A 16,390-nucleotide genomic window follows, 5' to 3' on the forward strand; every position below is an offset into this window, starting at 1 on the left:
GGCGAGTAAGATCAGGCGGCCTTGCGGGCCTTGGCCAGCTTCTTCAGCACCATGTCGCGCTTCAGGCGGGAGATGTGGTCAATGAACAGCACGCCGTTCAGATGGTCGATCTCATGCTGGATGCAGGTCGAGAGCAACCCATCGAAATCATCCTCATGGACGGTCCCATCGAGGTCCAGCCATTTCACCCGGCACCGCGTCGGGCGCTCGACCTCGGCATATTGCTCCGGAATCGACAGGCAGCCTTCGTTGTAGACCGACGTCTCCTCGCTGACCGAGACGAGCTCCGGATTGATATAGACCAAGGGCGTGCGGACGGGCTTGGCGTCTTCCGCGTCGCTTTCGGGTTCCTGCAAGTCGATCACGACGATGCGCTGCTCGATGCCGACCTGAGTCGCGGCAAGGCCGATGCCCCGTGCGTCATACATGGTGTCGAACATGTCGGAGACGATCGCGCGGACAGCGTCGTCGATCGTGTCGACCGGCTTGGCAACGGCGCGCAGGCCCGGATGCGGGACTTCGAGGATTTCCAGAACAGACATGCAGGCGAGCTAGGAAAGCGCGGGCCCGCCGTCAAGCGACAGGTCGACGAGCCCGCAGTGCCTGGGCCAGCGTGCCCTCGTCGAGATAGTCCAGCTCGCCGCCGACCGGCAGGCCGTGCGCGAGCTGCGTGACGCGGATCGGGAAGCGCTCGATCCGTTCGGCGATGTAATGCGCCGTGGTCTGGCCCTCCAGGGTGGCGTTCATCGCCAGCACGACCTCGTCGATGCCGCCGGCCTCGATACGTCGGACCAGCGAATCGATGCTCAGATCCTCCGGGCGAACCCCTTCCAGCGCCGACAGCCGTCCGCCAAGAACATGAAACCGCCCCGGGAACAGCCGCGAGCGGTCGAGTGCCCAGAGATCGGCCACTTCCTCCACGACGCAGAGCGACCGCGCATCGCGGCGCGGGTCGGCGCAGACCCCGCAGGGATCAATCGTATCGATATTACCGCAAATCGAACAGGTTGAGAGCCTTTCCTCAACCGCGGTGAGGGCAGACAGCAATGGACCGAGCGCGACCTCGCGCTTCTTGAGCAGGTGAAGCACCGCGCGCCGCGCCGATCGCGGCCCGAGACCGGGCAACCGGGCCAGCGCTTGAGTGAGGGCTTCGATCTCGGGAGATGCCATGGAGAACAGATAGGGGGTTGCGTGCCCCTCTGCCAAGCGGCCAGAGCGTAACCATGCGGATCGTCTTCATGGGAACGCCCGAATTCTCGGTGCCAGTGCTTCAGGCGCTGGTGGATGCAGGCCATGACGTCGTCGCGGCGTACAGCCAGCCACCGCGCCGTGCCGGGCGCGGCAAGGCGCTGACGCCCTCCCCCGTCCAGGCGCGTGCCGAGGCGCTCGGCATCGCCGTGCGAACGCCGGTGTCGCTCCGCGATCCTGACGCCCAGGCCGAATTCGCGTCGTTCGGGGCAGATGTGGCGGTGGTGGCGGCGTACGGCCTCATCCTGCCGCGCGCGGTGCTCGAAGCGCCATCGCTGGGCTGCCTCAACGTCCATGCCTCGCTCCTGCCCCGCTGGCGCGGTGCCGCGCCGATTCAGCGCGCGATCCTCGCCGGCGATGCCGAGACCGGTGTCGGCATCATGCAGATGGAAGCCGGGCTCGATACCGGGCCGGTGCGGCTCGAGGGGAGGACGCCGATTGACGGCAAGACCGCCGGCGCCATGACCGACGAACTGAGCGCGATGGGGGCAATGTTGATGGTCGAGGTGCTCGGCAACCTGACCGCTTATCCTTCGGTGCCGCAACCCGAGCAGGGCGTGACTTACGCCCCCAAGATCGACAAGGCCGAGGCACGGATCGACTTCTCCCGGAGCGCGGCCGACGTCGAGCGGCAGGTTCGGGCGTTCAACCCAGTCCCAGGCGCCTTTTTCGAGCTCGGCGCGGAGCGAATCCGGGTACTTGCCGCCGATGTGCTGCCCGATCGCGGCACGGAGGGTCGGGTTCTCGACGAGCGACTGGCCATTGCCTGCAACGACGGCGCAATCCGTCCGACGCTGCTGCAACGCGCGGGACGCGGCGTCATGACGTCATCGGAGCTGCTCCGCGGTTTCACGATACCACCCGGAACCCAACTCTCATGACGCGCTTTGCGCTGACCGTGGAATATGACGGCCGACCTTTCATGGGCTGGCAGCGCCAGGCGCACGGGCCGAGCGTGCAGGAAACGATCGAGGCGGCCGCGCTGCAGATCACCGGCGAGGCCGTAGCGGTCCATGCCGCCGGGCGTACCGATGCCGGTGTCCATGCGACCGGCATGCGCGCGCATGTCGATATCGAACGGACGATCACGCCGTTCCGCCTGATGGAAGCGCTGAACGCCGTCGTGCGCCCGGCACCGGTCGCGGTCCTGGCGTGCGAGATCGTACCGGACGAATGGCATGCCCGTTTTTCCTGCCTGGCGCGTCATTATGAATATCGCATCGTCACTCGGCGCGCGCCGCTGACCTTCGAGAACGGACTGGCCTGGCGCGTTCCGACACCGCTCGATGCGGGCGCCATGGCAGAGGGTGCCGCGCGCCTTGTCGGCCGGCACGACTTCACCACCTTCCGCTCGGCACATTGCCAGGCGGACAGCCCGTTACGGACGCTGGATCGGTTGGACGTGGTGGCCAGTGGCGACCGGATCAGCGTGTTCGCTTCGGCCCGATCGTTCCTGCATCATCAGGTAAGGTCGATGGTTGGCTGCCTCGGGCTGGTCGGGCAGGGAAAATGGTCGCCCGACGACATGCAGGCAGCTCTTGAGGCGCGGGACAGGTCGCAACTCGGTCTCAACGCGCCTCCCGATGGACTATATTTCCTGCGGGCGGACTATCCCTAGCGGCTGAACTTTGCCGCCAGTTCCACATGCGTCGACCAGCGGAACTGCCCAACCGGCTGAATCCATTCCAGCGTATATCCACCCTTGCACAATATCTCCGCGTCGCGCGCGAAGCTGCTGGGATTGCACGAAACATAGGCAATGACTGGCGTCTTCGCCTCGGCCAGTTGCACCACCTGCTCGCGCGCGCCTGCCCGGGGCGGATCGAGTATGATCGCGTCGAACCGGTCGCACTCCGCCGTCGTCAGCGGCCGGCGAAACAGGTCGCGATGATCGGCAAACAGTTGCCGCCCGGCGCGAGCGCCCGCCCCCTTGAGTGACAGGATGGCGTCACGCGCCGCCTCCGCCGCATAGACGCGCGCCGATAGCGCCAGCGCGAAGGTGCCGAGGCCGGAGAAGAGATCGGCCACCGTCCCCGCTCGCCCGATCGCCTCGCGCACCGCGGCGACCAGCGATGCCTCCCCTTCTCGAGTCGCCTGGAGGAAGGAATTATGCGGCAGCGGCACGGGAATACCCGCCAAGGTAATGGTGACGGGCTCGGGTTCCCACCGCGTTTCCGGGCCCAGGCCATTGTCGATCGACAGACGCGCGACGCCGTGGCGCTGGCAAAACGCCGTGATCGCCTCAGCCGCCTCCAGCCCTTCCGCCTCAATGCCCTCGATCAGCAGGTCGATGCCCTGATCCGCTTCGGTGAGATGCAGCCGGGCGCGCCGATTGGCCTTGAGAAAGCGCCCCAGCAGCCCGCGCAACGGCGCCACCAGCGCGAACAAGGTTGGCGTCAGTATCCAGCACTCCTGGAGATCGACCAGCGCATGGCTCGATCCTTCGCTGAAGCCGATCCGGATGCGCCCAGCCTTGGCCTCGGCCTGCAGCGCCGCGCGGCGCCGGGTGTGGGGCGGCGACAGTGCGGGGGGCCGGATATCGCCGGCCAGACCCTGCGCCTCGAGCGCCCCGGCGATGCGATCGCCGATAAAGCGCGCATAGCTCTCATCGTCGAGATGCTGGAGCTGGCAGCCGCCACAGGTCGGAAAATGGCGGCATGGCGGGACCTGATGATGCGGGCCGGGGACAACCTGCCCCTCCGCCGTCAACATGTCGCCGGGCGCCGCCAGCGCCGCATGCCGACCATTGGCGGTGATGCCGTCGCCCCGCGCGGCGACCCGGACGATCGTGTCGCTCACAACGTGGCCCGAGCGGCGCTGAGGGCCTCAGCCAGATCGTCAGCGATAAAGGCGGCGCCCAGCCTTGCGGCAGCCGCGCCGTGAAGCCAGACGCCGGCTCCGGCCGCATCGATCGCCGAGCCGGGCCGCGCCGCCAGCATCGCACCGATGGCGCCGGCCAGCACGTCGCCGGTTCCGGCGGTTGAAAGCCATCGGCTCGCGCCTTGGGCAACCCGAACCTGACCGTCGGGCGCAGCGATGACGGTGTCGGCCCCCTTGAAGACGATGATCGCACCGATACTCGCCGCCGCCGCGCGGGCACGGTCGATCTTGCTGCCGTCATCCTTGCCGAACAACGCATCGAATTCGCCCGCATGGGGTGTCAGCACGACCGGGGCGGCATGGGCGCGAAGCCTTGCCAAGCGGTGCTCGTCGAGAAGGTGGAGCGCGTCCCCGTCGATGACGAGGGGGCGGGACGACGCCAGCGCCAGATCCAGCCGCGTTCCGGCGACCGCGCCCCGCCCCAAGCCGACCCCGATCACCACCGCCCCGATGCGCGTGTCGTTCAGTGCCTCCGCCGCGAACCGCCTGCGAACGATCGCATGCGGGTCTCCGGCAGTGCCGTCGGCCAGCAGCAGGACATAGCCTGCCCCTGCCCGCATCGCCGCCAGAGCCGCGAGTTCGGCCGCGCCCGGCATCTCCCCGCCGATGATGGCAACCATGCCGCGTGTATATTTGTGGGAGTCCGGTCCCGGCGCGGGCAGGCGCGGCTCGCCGAGGATTGCGGCGTTGCTCGATACCGGCACGCCGATGTCGAGGACGCGAACGGTGCCGCAATGGCCCGCCGCGGGATAGAGCAGATGCGAAGGCTTGGCCGCACCGAGTGCCAGCGTCAGGTCGAACGCCGGAATCCGGTTCAGCACGGCCCCGTCATCGGTCGCGACGCCGCTCGGCAAGTCAACCGCGATCGCCAGCCTTGCCCGGTTGCGCAATCGGACAAGATCGGCGACGATCGCCTCGTCGAGCGCGCGAGACAGGCCGGTTCCGAACAGCGCATCCACGAGGATCGGCGCTGGCGCGGCCCTATCTAGCGTCTCGACCTCCCCGTTCCACCGCGCACGGGCGTGTTTCGCGGCATCGGTGCGGGGCTCAGCGCTGGCCGCGACACGGACCGGCACACCGGCTTCATGCAGGGCGGCTGCGGCGACATAGCCGTCTCCGCCGTTATTCCCCGGCCCGCACAGGACAAGCACATCGTTGCCCGAGCCCAAGCGCCGGACCATCTCCGCGACCTCGCGGCCGGCGCGATCCATCAGGCCCTGCACCGTGGCTCCATGGACAATCGCCGCTTCCTCCGCAGCCCGCATGTCCGCGGCCGTCAGCAGGGGCTTGCCGGCAAGCGACGTCATGGCATCTGGTTCGACGGCCCGCGCAGGGCCCCAAGCACCGCTCCGCTAGATATCCGCGTAGACATGGGTTTCGGCGCTCGCTCCAGGATGCGTGATCGCGCCCTTATAGGCAGGGCCGACCGTGGCCGCATAGCGCCAGAGCGCGCCGGATTGATAGTCGTGCGTGCGCGGCACCCATTTGGCGCGGCGCTCGGCGAGCACATCCTCAGCCACATCGAGGTCGATCGTACCGGCTTCTGCGTCGATGCTGATGATGTCGCCATTCTCGACCAGAGCGATCGGGCCGCCATCGGCCGCCTCGGGTCCGACATGGCCGATGCAGAACCCGCGGGTTGCGCCGGAGAAGCGCCCGTCAGTGATCAGCGCCACCTTCTCGCCCATGCCGAGGCCGTACAGCGCAGCGGTGGTGGACAACATCTCGCGCATGCCGGGGCCGCCCTTGGGACCTTCATAGCGGATGACGACGACTTCGCCTTCGTTGATCTCCCGCGCCTCGACCGCGGCGAAGGTGTCCTCCTCGCAGTCGAACACCCGCGCCGGACCGCTGAATTGCAGCCGGTGCATGCCGGCGACCTTCACGATCGCGCCATTGGGCGCGAGGCTGCCGCGCAGGCCGACGACGCCGCCAGTCGGGCTGATCGGCGCCTTCACATCGTAGATGACCTTCTGGTCCGGGTTCCACGTCACCTGATCGATATTCTCTCCCAGCGTCTTGCCGGTGACCGTCAGGCAATCGCCGAACAACAGGCCATTGGCGAGCATCGTCTTCATCAGCATGTAGACGCCGCCTGCCTCGTACATGTCCTTGGCGACATACTTCCCGCCAGGCTTCAGGTCGGCGATGTAAGGCGTTGATTTGAATATCTCCGCGACGTCGAACAGGTCGAAATCAATGCCTGCTTCGCTCGCCATGGCGGGCAGATGCAGCGCGCCGTTGGTCGAGCCCCCCGTCGCCGCCACGATGCGCGCCGCGTTGATGAACGCCTCGCGCGTGCAGATGTCGCGCGGGCGGATATTGGCGGCGAGCAGTTCCATCACCTGCGCGCCTGCCGCGACGGCGATCTGCTCGCGCGTCGTGTAGGGCGCCGGCACCATGTTCGAATTGGGCAGCGACAGGCCGATCGCCTCGCCGACGCACGCCATGGTGTTGGCGGTGTACTGGCCGCCACAGGCACCGTGGCCCGGGCACGCAACCTTTTCCAGCTCGGTCAGGTCCTTGAGCGGGCAATTGCCGGCGGCGTGCTGGCCGACTGCCTCGAACACGTCGACCACGGTGACGTCACGGTCGTGATAACGGCCCGGCAGGATCGACCCGCCATAGACGAAGATGCTGGGCACGTTGAGGCGGAGCATCGCCATCATCATGCCCGGCAGCGACTTGTCGCAGCCGGCAAAGCCGACCAGCGCGTCGTAGCAATGGCCACGCACGCTGAGCTCGACCGAGTCGGCGATCACTTCGCGGCTGACCAGCGAGGACTTCATGCCCTGATGACCCATCGCGATACCGTCGGTAACGGTGATGGTGTTGAAGCGCCGCGGCATGCCGCCGCCCTGAATCACGCCGGCACGTGCCGCATCGGCCTGCGCATCGAGCGTGGTATTGCACGGCGCGCTGTCGTTGCCGGCGCTGGCGAGCGCCACGAACGGCTTGGCGATATCCTCCTCGGATATGCCCATCGCATAATAATAGCTGCGGTGCGGGGCGCGCTCGGGGCCGACCGAGACGTGCCGGCTCGGGAGCTTGGATTTGTCGAACTGGTGAGTCATGCGGCGCCTATGTCGCCAGAGGGGCCTTTCGCGCAAGACTATTGCTGATTTTTATCAGAATAGGCCCGAGAATGTCGGTCCAGCGCGCCAAACCCGCTGCATCGCGGATCAGATCGTTGCGGATTTCGATGGCGAGACTCGGGATACCATTGGCCTCACCATGCCGGTTGAGCGTCGCATTGAGCACCCGGCCGGAATAGGGCTCGTTGTCGCCAGTCTCGATTCCTTCGGCCTGCAACATCGCCACGGCGAGGTCGGCGGCGCGGCGATCACGATTGTACAGGATGCCGGCATGCCAGGGCCGAGCCCCTCCCCCGCCACTTTCCAGCTCGGGCGTGAAGCTGTGGATCGAGGCGAGCAAGGTCGGCCGCTGCGCCTTGATCAGCGCCGCCAGCGCACGGTGATAAGGTGCGTGGAAGCGCACGATCCGATCCGACCGGTCTGCATCGATATTGCCCGGGATCGCATGGCCGTCGCTCGTGGCCGGGATCAACGAAGGATGATCGGGCTGGCGATGGAGATCGATCACCAGCCGTGAGACCGTCGCGAGGATCGCAGGCGCCCCCAGCCGCGCGGCCAGCGCCTCGGTCAACGGCCCCGCCCCGATATCGATCGCGATATGCTTGTCGAACAGAGCGGTACCAATGCCGAGGTCGACGCCCGCCGGCACCGCATTCGAGGCATGATCGCAGATCAGCAGGATGCCGCCGGATGCGCCGGGCCGGATGATCGGCGCGCTCATATCACGCGAGCGTCGATTCGAGGCACCACCAGCCGGGACGCATGGCGCGGATGGCGCGCGCCGCGGTGGCGCGGTCCTCGGGCCGGTCATACAGGGCAAAGCAGGTGGCGCCCGAACCGGACATCCGCACAAGCCGCGTGCCGTCGCTGTCGAGCAGCAGCGCCAGCGCCTCGCCGATCGCCGGCGCGATCTTGCGAGCGGGTGCTTCGAGGTCGTTGCGGCCAAGCAAGGCGCGGCCGAGCAGGGCCCCCTCGCCGATCGGCCCGCGGTCCCGCCCATCCCAGGCAGCAAAGACTGGCCCGGTCGAGACCGCGACGCCCGGATTGACCAGCAGCACCGGCATGCCGGTCAGGCCGTCCACGGGCTCGAGCTGTTCGCCCCTGCCCCGCCCCAGCGCGCTGCGGCCGAGCAGGCAGGCGGGCACGTCCGACCCGAGCCGGTCAGCAATGTCGAACAGACGCGGATCGTCGAGCGCCACGCCGTCCCGCCGCGCCAGTGCCCGCAACGCCGCGGCAGCATCCGCCGATCCGCCGCCGATGCCGGATGCCACCGGCAAGCGCTTCACCAGGGTGAATGCCCCTTCGGCCGGAGCGGAAAAGGCCGTGGCATAGGTATAGGCCGCGCGCGTGACGAGATTGTCGCCTTCGCCCGCCAGCGCGCCGGCAAAGGGACCTTCCACGGCGAAGGACGGCGGTCCCTCGGCAAGCCGAACCTCGTCGCCGTCCTGCAGAAAGGCGAACAGGGTCTCGATCTCATGATAGCCGTCGTCGCGCCGCGCGCGGACGTGCAGCGCCAGATTGATCTTGGCCGGAGCCTGTTCGACGATCACGGTTTTGCGCGAAGCCCGTTGGCGATCTTGGCGGCGATCCGCGGCCCGTCCTCGGCATCCGCGACGATCGCAGCCGCCTGCCACGCGTAGCGCGCCTCGTAACGGCGCCCGAGCGACCAATAGGCGTCACCGAGATGCTCGTTGATCGTCACATTGGCCGGCTGTCCGCGCGCGGCCAGTTCCAGCATCGGCAGCGCCTTGCGCGTGTCACCGCGCCGGAAATAGGCCCAGGCGAGCGAATCGATGATCGATGCGTCGCCCGGCTGGAGCGCATTCGCCTTTTCCAGCAGCGCGATCGAGGCAGCGGGTTCCTCGCCATGCTCGAGCCGGGCATAGCCCAGATAATTGAGCGCGACCGCCTCGTCGGGCGCCATGTCGACCGCGCGCTCCAGTGCCTTGCGCGCCTCGGGCCAGCGGCCGGCCTGATCCAGCGCGCCGCCAAGTTGCAGGAACAGAGTCCAGGACGGCGCGTCTCCGGAGCGCTTGATCGCGAGCGAATAAGCGCGTGCCGCGTCGTCGAAACGCCCGGCGCTGGTCAGGAGATCGCCGACCCGCGCCGCGTCCATGCTGGTGGCATCCTTGCGACCGGACAGGGTTGTCGCCGCCGCCAGCGCGCCGGCGCCCTCGCCTGCGCCGCTCAGTACCGCCACGCGCTCCTGCAGCGCCGCCTCATGAAACGGACTGGATGGCTCGACCTGCTCGAGCAGGGTCAGGGCCCGATCGCTCGCCCCGCCCCGTGCCAGCGACTGGGCGAGCAGGACACGCGCCCGGTCATTCGCCGGATCGAGCCGAAGTGACGCCCGTGCCAGCGCCGTGACGATCGGAGACGGCTCGCCCTCCGACAGATCGGCGGCAAGCCGCGCAAACAGCCGCGAGGCACCGAAGGCGCTCGACGGCGGCACGCCATCCCCGATCGTCCGGCGAAGCGCGACCACCGCGCTGTCGCTGCCGGTGAGCAGCGCCCTGGCGATATCGGCCCGCCCCTTGGCCGCGAACAGTTCAGCAGCATTGATCCGCAGGTCGAGGCTGCCTTGATCGGCACCGAGCAGCGCCTGAAGGGCAAGGGCGCCTTCATCGACCTTGCCGGTCGCGATCAACAGCAGCGCGCGGTTTTCCGCAGTGTAGCGACGCGCGACCGCATTTGCCTTGCCTTCGCTGAGCTTGGCGACGGGATCGCCGCCGGCGTCGAACGCTGCCCAGGCACCGAGCAGGTTCGCCACGAAATCGAACGGCCCCGCGCCGATCCGCGTCAGGATCGAGGCGGCAGCCGCCTTGTCCCCCGCGCGCACCGCCCCGGCATAGCTGAACAGGATTGCGTCCGGCGGTGCTGCGCGCGCCGCATCCAGGGTCACGATCGCACGGTCGGCCAAGGCATCGTCGCCGGCCTCCATCGCCTCCCGATAAGCCCGGCGCGCGATGGCTAGATTGCCCGGCGCGCCGGACAGCGCAGTGGCATAGCCCGCCGCGGCCTGCTCCACCCGGCCGTCGCCATCGGCGGCGCGGGCGCGGGCGTAGGCGGCCAGATCGTCCGCACCGCGGTCAGCCCAGGCGGGCGTCGCGACGGTCAGCGCCAGCAGCGTCAGGCCCAGTCGATCACATGTTCGGATAATTCGGTCCTCCGCCGCCTTCCGGCACCACCCAGTTGATGTTCTGGGTGGGATCCTTGATGTCGCACGTCTTGCAGTGGACGCAATTCTGCGCGTTGATGACGAACTTCGGATCGCCGCTTTCCTCGCCCACGATCTCGTAAACGCCCGCGGGGCAATAACGCTGCGCCGGCTCGTCGTACATCGGCAGATCATAGGCGACCGGGATGGTCGGGTCCTTGAGCGTCAGATGGACCGGCTGGTCCTCCTCATGATTGGTGTTCGACAGGAACACCGAGGAAAGCCGGTCGAAGGTCAGCACGCCGTCGGGCTTGGGATAATCGATTTTCTTGACCTGGTCCTTGCGCCACAGGCTCTCGTTGTCCGGGTGATGCTTGAGCGTGAACGGCATCTTGATGCCGAAATTCTCCAGCCACATGGTGATGCCCGACAGGCCCGATCCGAGGAAATCGCCGAAGGTCTTTACCAGCGGCACCACGTTGCGGACGATCGAGAGCTCCTTCTTCACCCAGCTCTGCTCGAACGCCTCGGGATAGGCGGTCAGTTCGTCGCTCGTCCGCCCGGCCTGGATCGCGTCATAGGCCGCGTCCGCCGCCATGATGCCGCTCTTCACCGCGGTGTGGCTGCCCTTAATGCGGGGCACATTGAGGAAACCGGCCGAATCCCCGATCAGCGCACCGCCCGGGAAGACCAGCTTCGGCACCGACTGAAGGCCGCCGTCGCTGATCGCCCGCGCGCCATAGGAGACCCGCTTGCCGCCCTCCAGCATCGACGCGATCGCGGGATGAGTCTTCCAGCGCTGCATCTCCTGGAACGGCGAGACATAGGGGTTGGTATAGTTGAGCCAGGTGACGAAGCCGATTGCGACCTGCCCGTTCGCCTGGTGATAGAAAAAGCCGCCGCCGCTCGTGCCGTCGGACAGCGGCCAGCCCTGGGTGTGGATGACGCGGCCGGGAACATGATGCTCCGGCTTGATGTCCCACAATTCCTTGATGCCGAGACCATAGACCTGCGGCTGCGCGTCCTTCGCCAGGTCGAAGGTGCGGATCAGTTCCTTGCTCAGATGCCCGCGCACGCCCTCGCCGAGGAAGGTGTACTTGGCGTGGAGCTCGAGGCCTGGCGTATAATCGGGTTTGTGCGTGCCGTCGCGCGCCACGCCCATGTCGCCGGTCGCGACGCCCTTGACCGACCCATCCTCATTGAACAGCACCTCGGCCGCGGCGAAGCCAGGAAAGATCTCGACGCCGAGTTCTTCCGCCTGGCCGGCCAGCCAGCGGCACAGATTGCCGAGCGACCCGGTATAGGTGCCCTTGTTGTGCATGAAAGGCGGGGTGAGACGATGCGGCAGGCCGAACTTCTTCTTTTTCGTCAGGATCCAGTGCTGGTTGTCGGTGACCGGCACCTCGGCCAGCGGACAGCCCTTGTCGCGCCAGTCGGGGATCAGTTCGTCGAGCCCCTTGGGATCGACCACCGCGCCGGACAGGATATGCGCGCCGACCTCCGAGCCTTTTTCGAGCACGCAGACCGAGATTTCGCCGCCCTTTTCGGCCGCCAGCTGCTTCAGCCGGATCGCGGCGGACAGGCCAGCAGGCCCGGCGCCGACGATCACGACGTCATAGGGCATGGACTCGCGTTCGCTCATTATCGTCTCCAATAGGGACGAAGTGCGCGCTCTCGTCGCGCCACAGCAACGTCCTGTCCATTCAGCGGTGCCAGCGAATTGACCGCGTCGTCAACACTCGACTCTATAGGAACATCATGGGGGCGGACCAAAATATCGATTGGCGAACGGCAGCAGCAAGCGCGCTGGATTGGTGGCGCAACGCCGGCGTCGATGCGTCGATCGACGAGGCGCCGCGCGACTGGCTGGCTCCAGTCGAAGCGCCCAAGCCGGTCCGGCACGCGCAGGCCGTAGCGGAACCGGCGGTCGCGCTGCCGATGCCCGGCACGCTGGCCGCGTTCGAGGCCTGGCGGATCGGGCCGGACGCGCCGGAGGCCGGCTGGCCCGGCCAGCCGATCGCGGCGCAAGGCTCTTCCGCATCCGATATCATGGTGCTGATCGACGTGCCCGAACGCGAGGATGCCGAATCGGGTCAATTGATGAGCGGCCCGGCCGGCCGCCTGTTCGACCGAATGCTCGCCGCGATCGGCCGGGACCGGGCTTCGATCTATCTCGTGCCGGTCTGCGCGACGCGACCGGTTGCCGGGCGTATCGCCCCCGAAATCGAAGAGCGGCTGAACGACGTCGCGCGCCATCATGTCATGCTCGCGAGCCCCAAACGGCTTTTGCTGCTCGGCAATGCGCCGAGCCGCGCGCTGCTCGGCGCTGACATGATGGGGATGCGCGGCACGGTGCACAGGGTTGACCTTCACGGCGATGACGCTGCTGCGCCGCAGGCGGTGGCGAGTTTTCATCCCCGCTTCCTGATCGAGCGACCGGCCGCCAAGGCCGAAGCTTGGAAAGATTTGCAGATGCTGACCAGGGATCTGGAAAAATGACCGCAAAATTCATCCTGGCCTGCGCGATCGCGCTGGCGCCGCTCGGCGTGGTGCACGCCGCCGATGTGGAGCGTACCGGTCCCATCGCTGTTCGTGCCGTGCCCGACCAGCTCGATGCCGAGCAGCGCGCCGGCTACCGCGCCGTGTTCAAGAGCATTCGCGACCAGAAATGGCTCGACGCCCAGATCCAGCTCGATTCGATGAAGCCCGGCCCGCTTCACGCCATCGCCCGCGCCGAGCTGCTTACCGCCAAGGGCTCGCCCAAGGCCGATCTCGATCCGCTGGTGAAGCTGCTGAGCGAGGCCCCGGAGCTTCCCCAGGCGCAGCAGATCGCCGTGCTGGCGAGTTCGCGCGGGGCCGTCGGACTTCCGCCCCTGCCCGAAGCGCGCAGGCTCACCTGGATCGACGGTGCCCCTGCCCGTCTGCGCGCCAAGAGCATCAAGAGCGACATGGTCGCGGCCGAGCTCGCCATCCGCATGCAGCCCTTCGTGAAGGCCGATGACGGCGTTTCGGCCCAGGCGCTGCTCGAATCGATGAGCAGCCTGTCTCCCGACGCGCTGACCGAGTGGCAGCAAAAGGTCGCCTGGATGTATTTCCTGGCGGGCGACGACAACAACGCCCGCACCATGGCGACCAGGGCGTCGGCGGGGACCGGCGACTGGTCGGTGCAGGGCGAATGGGTCGCTGCACTCGCCGCTTGGCGCCAGCGCGACTGCGTCGCCGCCGGTCAGGGCTTCGCCCGGGTCGCGGCGCGCGCCAATGATATCGAGCTGCGCGCGGCGGGCCTTTATTGGGCATCGCGCGCCGACATGCAGTGTGGCCGTCCCGACCTGATCGAAGGCCGATTGAAGAACGCCGCGCAATATCGCGAAACCTTTTATGGCCTGCTCGCCCGGCAGACGCTCGGCATCCGCGATCCGGCCGGTCGCCCGGCCGATGTCATGCTCGCCAATGACTGGCAGACCCTGGCGCGTCGCCCGAACATCCGCGTTGCCGCCGCGCTGGCCGAGATCGGCGAAAATGCACTGGCGGACGAAGTCATCCGCCAGCAGGCAAGAATCGGCGATGCCGCAGAATTTCCGGCCCTGGTCCGGCTGACGGGCGCGCTCAACCTGCCTTCCACCCTGGTCTGGCTCTCGCATAACGGCCCGGTCGGTGCCACGCCGCCGGTGGAGGCCCGCTTCCCCGCGCCGAACTGGACGCCCGATGGCGGCTGGCGCGTCGACAAGGCGCTGGTCTTTGCCCACACGCTGCAGGAATCCCGTTTCCGCACCGATGTGGTCAGCTCGGCGGGCGCCTACGGCCTGATGCAGGTCCGCCCCGGCGCCGCGACCGACATCGCCCGCAAGCAGGGCCGCACCTTCGATCGCTCGGCGCTGAGCAACCCCGGCACCAATATGGAGGTCGGCCAGAGCTATCTCGAGCAGCTGCGCGACCAGCCCTGCACTGGGGGCCTGCTGCCCAAGGTGATCGCCGCCTATAATGCCGGACCGCTGCCGGTCGAGGCGTGGAACGCCCAGGCGCGCGATGGCGGCGATCCGCTGCTCTACATCGAATCGATCCCGTTCTGGGAGACGCGCGGCTATGTCATCACCGTGCTGCGCAATTACTGGATGTATGAGGGACAGACCGGCAAGACCGCGTCGCCCAGCCGTGTGGCGCTGTCGCAGGGCCTGTGGCCGCGCTTTCCCGGCATGGCCGGCGCCAGCTCCGTGCGCCTCAGTTCCAGCGCGACCAATCCCAACGCGCTGAGTTCCGTCTCCGTACCCGCCTCGGTCGCCAGTGCCAATTGACGAGAACGCCGCGTTCCTTCCGGTCAGGATCGCGGTGCTTACCATCTCCGACAGCCGGACCCTGGCCGACGACCGATCGGGCGACACGCTGGTCGCGCGGCTGAGCGCGGCGGGGCATGTCCTGGCGGATCGCGCGATCGTCACTGACGACGTCGCCGCGATCGTCAGCCGTCTCCACGCCTGGATCGACGATCCGCAGGTCGATTGCGTCATCACCACCGGGGGCACCGGCGTGACCGGGCGCGACGTGACGCCCGAGGCGATCGAGCGAGTCCAGGACAAGCCGATTCCGGGCTTTGGCGAACTGTTCCGCTGGCTCAGCTACCAGACGATCGGCACCTCGACCGTCCAGTCGCGCGCCTGCGCCTGCGTGACGCGCGGCACCTATATCTTCGCGCTGCCCGGATCGACCGGCGCGGTGAAGGATGGATGGGACGGCATCCTCAGGGACCAGCTCGACAGCCGTCACCGGCCCTGCAACTTCGTCGAGCTGATGCCGCGCCTGATGGAGCGCTGATCCTCGCCACGGTCCGGCGAGCAGTTTCCCGGTTATCGCCGGTGGGATCATGGAAAATTGTGGGGCGACCAGCGGCATTGATGATTGCAACGATTAGAAAGAGCTGACCCGGATCTGGCAGACTGGCGGCAATGCGCGTGCCTGATCGAATGTTGAATCGATGCCCTGCGTAAGAAGCGTGTTTCGTCACCTGGATAGGTGTAAATTCACTCTGACCCCTTTTCCCCCGCGACTCAGCATGAGACCTAGGTTCCAGGCTTGCTTCCAGCCGCAGCGTCGCGCTTCTCCTTGATGAATCCGCTCAATTCGGAGTCCATCGAGGCGTACCAGTCGATATAATCCTTGAAATTCTCGTATGTCATGTTGCCCAGGGCCGAGACGTAAAGATATTCGGCAAGGTCCCCGTCGCTGTCGATGGCAACCTTCAGGAAGCGCTTTTTCACATTCCACTCGTTCGCCATGTCGGCTGAGAAGAAGGGCTCTTTCTTGAAATAACTGTAGAATTCGAAGGAATTACACCCCGTATCGTTTTTGCAGCCGTAAAAATTCAGCTGGAATCCACTGCCGTTGGCGCCGCTCGTTATATAGCTGTCGCCGTCATCGCCCTTCTTGATCTCGGCCTTGTACCCCGCTTCCTGAAGAAGCGCGGCAACGCCCTTCACGCTGCTGACATCGACCACCCGATCGGCGGCCATCGCCGTCGAAGGCGCCGTCACCGCCGCGAGCGCGAGCGCCAATAGTCGAATCCGCATATCCCTTTTCCCCCAAAGCCCGACCGGCATGACCAGATCATATGATGCCCGATAACGACATGCCACCCGCCGCTATGCGGGTGCGTCGGGCTGCATCACGGCAAGCTCATGGCCCGCCGGATCCCGGAAGTGGAAACGCCGGCCGCCCGGAAAGGCGAAGATCGGCAGGGTAAGCGTCCCGCCGGCCGCGCTCACCGCCGCTTCGGCCGCCTCGAGATTATCCACTTCGATCACCGGCAGCAGCTGCGCGGTGGATTGCGACGAATCGCCGTTGAGGCCGAGATCGGTGTCGCCGGTCATGGTCGCGGCATAGTCCGGCCCGAAATCGGTGAAGGTCCAGCCAAAGGCCGATGCGTAGAAGGACTTGACCGCAGGCACGTCGCGCACGGGCAGTTCGAGATAGTTGAAACGAGCCATGAAGCCTCCTGAAATGGCAAGACTGTTCTTGC

General features: G+C 67.0%; 16 protein-coding genes. 5 read left to right on the plus strand and 11 right to left on the minus strand.

The features are described 5' to 3' along the window. Window positions 1-11: 11 nt before the first annotated feature. A complete protein-coding gene (gene def, locus ACZ1I2_RS15410; protein ID WP_465176664.1) occupies window positions 12-542 on the minus strand; it encodes a peptide deformylase in 531 nt (176 codons plus the stop codon). A 31-nt stretch (window positions 543-573) separates the two neighbouring features. Continuing rightward, window positions 574-1,170 carry a recombination mediator RecR gene (gene recR, locus ACZ1I2_RS15415; protein ID WP_465173266.1) on the minus strand — a complete coding sequence of 199 codons (597 nt, stop codon included), beginning with the start codon at window positions 1,168-1,170 and terminating at the stop codon, window positions 574-576. A gap of 53 nt (window positions 1,171-1,223) precedes the next feature. Here recR and fmt point away from each other — a divergent pair, with 53 nt between their 5' ends. Continuing rightward, entirely contained in the window at window positions 1,224-2,129 is a 906-nt protein-coding gene (gene fmt / locus ACZ1I2_RS15420) for a methionyl-tRNA formyltransferase (protein ID WP_465176663.1), read from the plus strand. Beyond that, window positions 2,126-2,866, plus strand: a complete 741-nt coding sequence (gene truA, locus ACZ1I2_RS15425; RefSeq protein ID WP_465176662.1) for a tRNA pseudouridine(38-40) synthase TruA — start codon at window positions 2,126-2,128, stop codon at window positions 2,864-2,866. The genes fmt and truA overlap by 4 nt, the downstream gene beginning before the upstream one ends. Here truA and ACZ1I2_RS15430 read toward each other — a convergent pair. The 7 genes from ACZ1I2_RS15430 to ACZ1I2_RS15460 form a co-directional block, all read right to left on the minus strand. Beyond that, window positions 2,863-4,047 carry a class I SAM-dependent RNA methyltransferase gene (locus ACZ1I2_RS15430; RefSeq protein WP_465176661.1) on the minus strand — a complete coding sequence of 395 codons (1,185 nt, stop codon included), beginning with the start codon at window positions 4,045-4,047 and terminating at the stop codon, window positions 2,863-2,865. The two genes, truA and ACZ1I2_RS15430, sit on opposite strands and share 4 nt — an antisense overlap. After that, entirely contained in the window at window positions 4,044-5,435 is a 1,392-nt protein-coding gene (locus tag ACZ1I2_RS15435) for an NAD(P)H-hydrate dehydratase (protein WP_465173262.1), read from the minus strand. Before ACZ1I2_RS15435 ends, ACZ1I2_RS15430 begins: the two co-directional genes overlap by 4 nt. 45 nt (window positions 5,436-5,480) lie before the next feature. Further along, a complete protein-coding gene (gene ilvD / locus ACZ1I2_RS15440) occupies window positions 5,481-7,202 on the minus strand; it encodes a dihydroxy-acid dehydratase (RefSeq protein ID WP_465173261.1) in 1,722 nt (573 codons plus the stop codon). Between the two features lie 7 nt (window positions 7,203-7,209). Then, entirely contained in the window at window positions 7,210-7,944 is a 735-nt protein-coding gene (locus tag ACZ1I2_RS15445; RefSeq protein WP_465176660.1) for an N-formylglutamate amidohydrolase, read from the minus strand. 1 nt (window position 7,945) lies between these two features. Further along, window positions 7,946-8,773, minus strand: coding sequence for a 4-(cytidine 5'-diphospho)-2-C-methyl-D-erythritol kinase (locus ACZ1I2_RS15450; protein WP_465176659.1), 828 nt, complete (start codon window positions 8,771-8,773; stop codon window positions 7,946-7,948). After that, window positions 8,770-10,251 carry a tetratricopeptide repeat protein gene (locus tag ACZ1I2_RS15455; protein WP_465176658.1) on the minus strand — a complete coding sequence of 494 codons (1,482 nt, stop codon included), beginning with the start codon at window positions 10,249-10,251 and terminating at the stop codon, window positions 8,770-8,772. The genes ACZ1I2_RS15450 and ACZ1I2_RS15455 overlap by 4 nt, the downstream gene beginning before the upstream one ends. A gap of 115 nt (window positions 10,252-10,366) precedes the next feature. Next, entirely contained in the window at window positions 10,367-12,022 is a 1,656-nt protein-coding gene (locus ACZ1I2_RS15460; protein WP_465176657.1) for an electron transfer flavoprotein-ubiquinone oxidoreductase, read from the minus strand. 116 nt (window positions 12,023-12,138) lie between these two features. On the opposite strand from ACZ1I2_RS15460, the gene ACZ1I2_RS15465 reads away from it, so the two are divergent. The 3 genes from ACZ1I2_RS15465 to moaB are packed head-to-tail and all read left to right on the plus strand — an operon-like array spanning window position 12,139 to window position 15,189. Then, on the plus strand, window positions 12,139-12,879 hold the full coding sequence (locus ACZ1I2_RS15465; RefSeq protein WP_465173256.1) for a uracil-DNA glycosylase: 741 nt from the start codon (window positions 12,139-12,141) through the stop codon (window positions 12,877-12,879). Further along, a complete protein-coding gene (locus ACZ1I2_RS15470) occupies window positions 12,876-14,672 on the plus strand; it encodes a lytic transglycosylase domain-containing protein (protein WP_465173255.1) in 1,797 nt (598 codons plus the stop codon). Before ACZ1I2_RS15465 ends, ACZ1I2_RS15470 begins: the two co-directional genes overlap by 4 nt. Next, the gene (moaB, locus tag ACZ1I2_RS15475) at window positions 14,662-15,189 is read left to right on the plus strand and encodes a molybdenum cofactor biosynthesis protein B (protein ID WP_465176656.1); all 528 of its coding nucleotides are present in this window, start codon (window positions 14,662-14,664) and stop codon (window positions 15,187-15,189) included. Before ACZ1I2_RS15470 ends, moaB begins: the two co-directional genes overlap by 11 nt. Before the next feature lie 245 nt (window positions 15,190-15,434). Here the strand turns inward: moaB and ACZ1I2_RS15480 are convergent, their stop codons facing one another. Both ACZ1I2_RS15480 and ACZ1I2_RS15485 read right to left on the minus strand, forming a co-directional pair. Then, on the minus strand, window positions 15,435-15,971 hold the full coding sequence (locus tag ACZ1I2_RS15480) for a YbjN domain-containing protein (protein WP_465176655.1): 537 nt from the start codon (window positions 15,969-15,971) through the stop codon (window positions 15,435-15,437). Window positions 15,972-16,013: 42 nt separating this feature from the next. After that, complete coding sequence (locus ACZ1I2_RS15485) at window positions 16,014-16,358, minus strand: VOC family protein (RefSeq protein ID WP_465176654.1); 345 nt, start codon at window positions 16,356-16,358, stop codon at window positions 16,014-16,016. Window positions 16,359-16,390 lie beyond the last annotated feature (32 nt).

The sequence above is a fragment of the Sphingomonas sp. BL-S-29 genome (genome assembly GCF_055521495.1).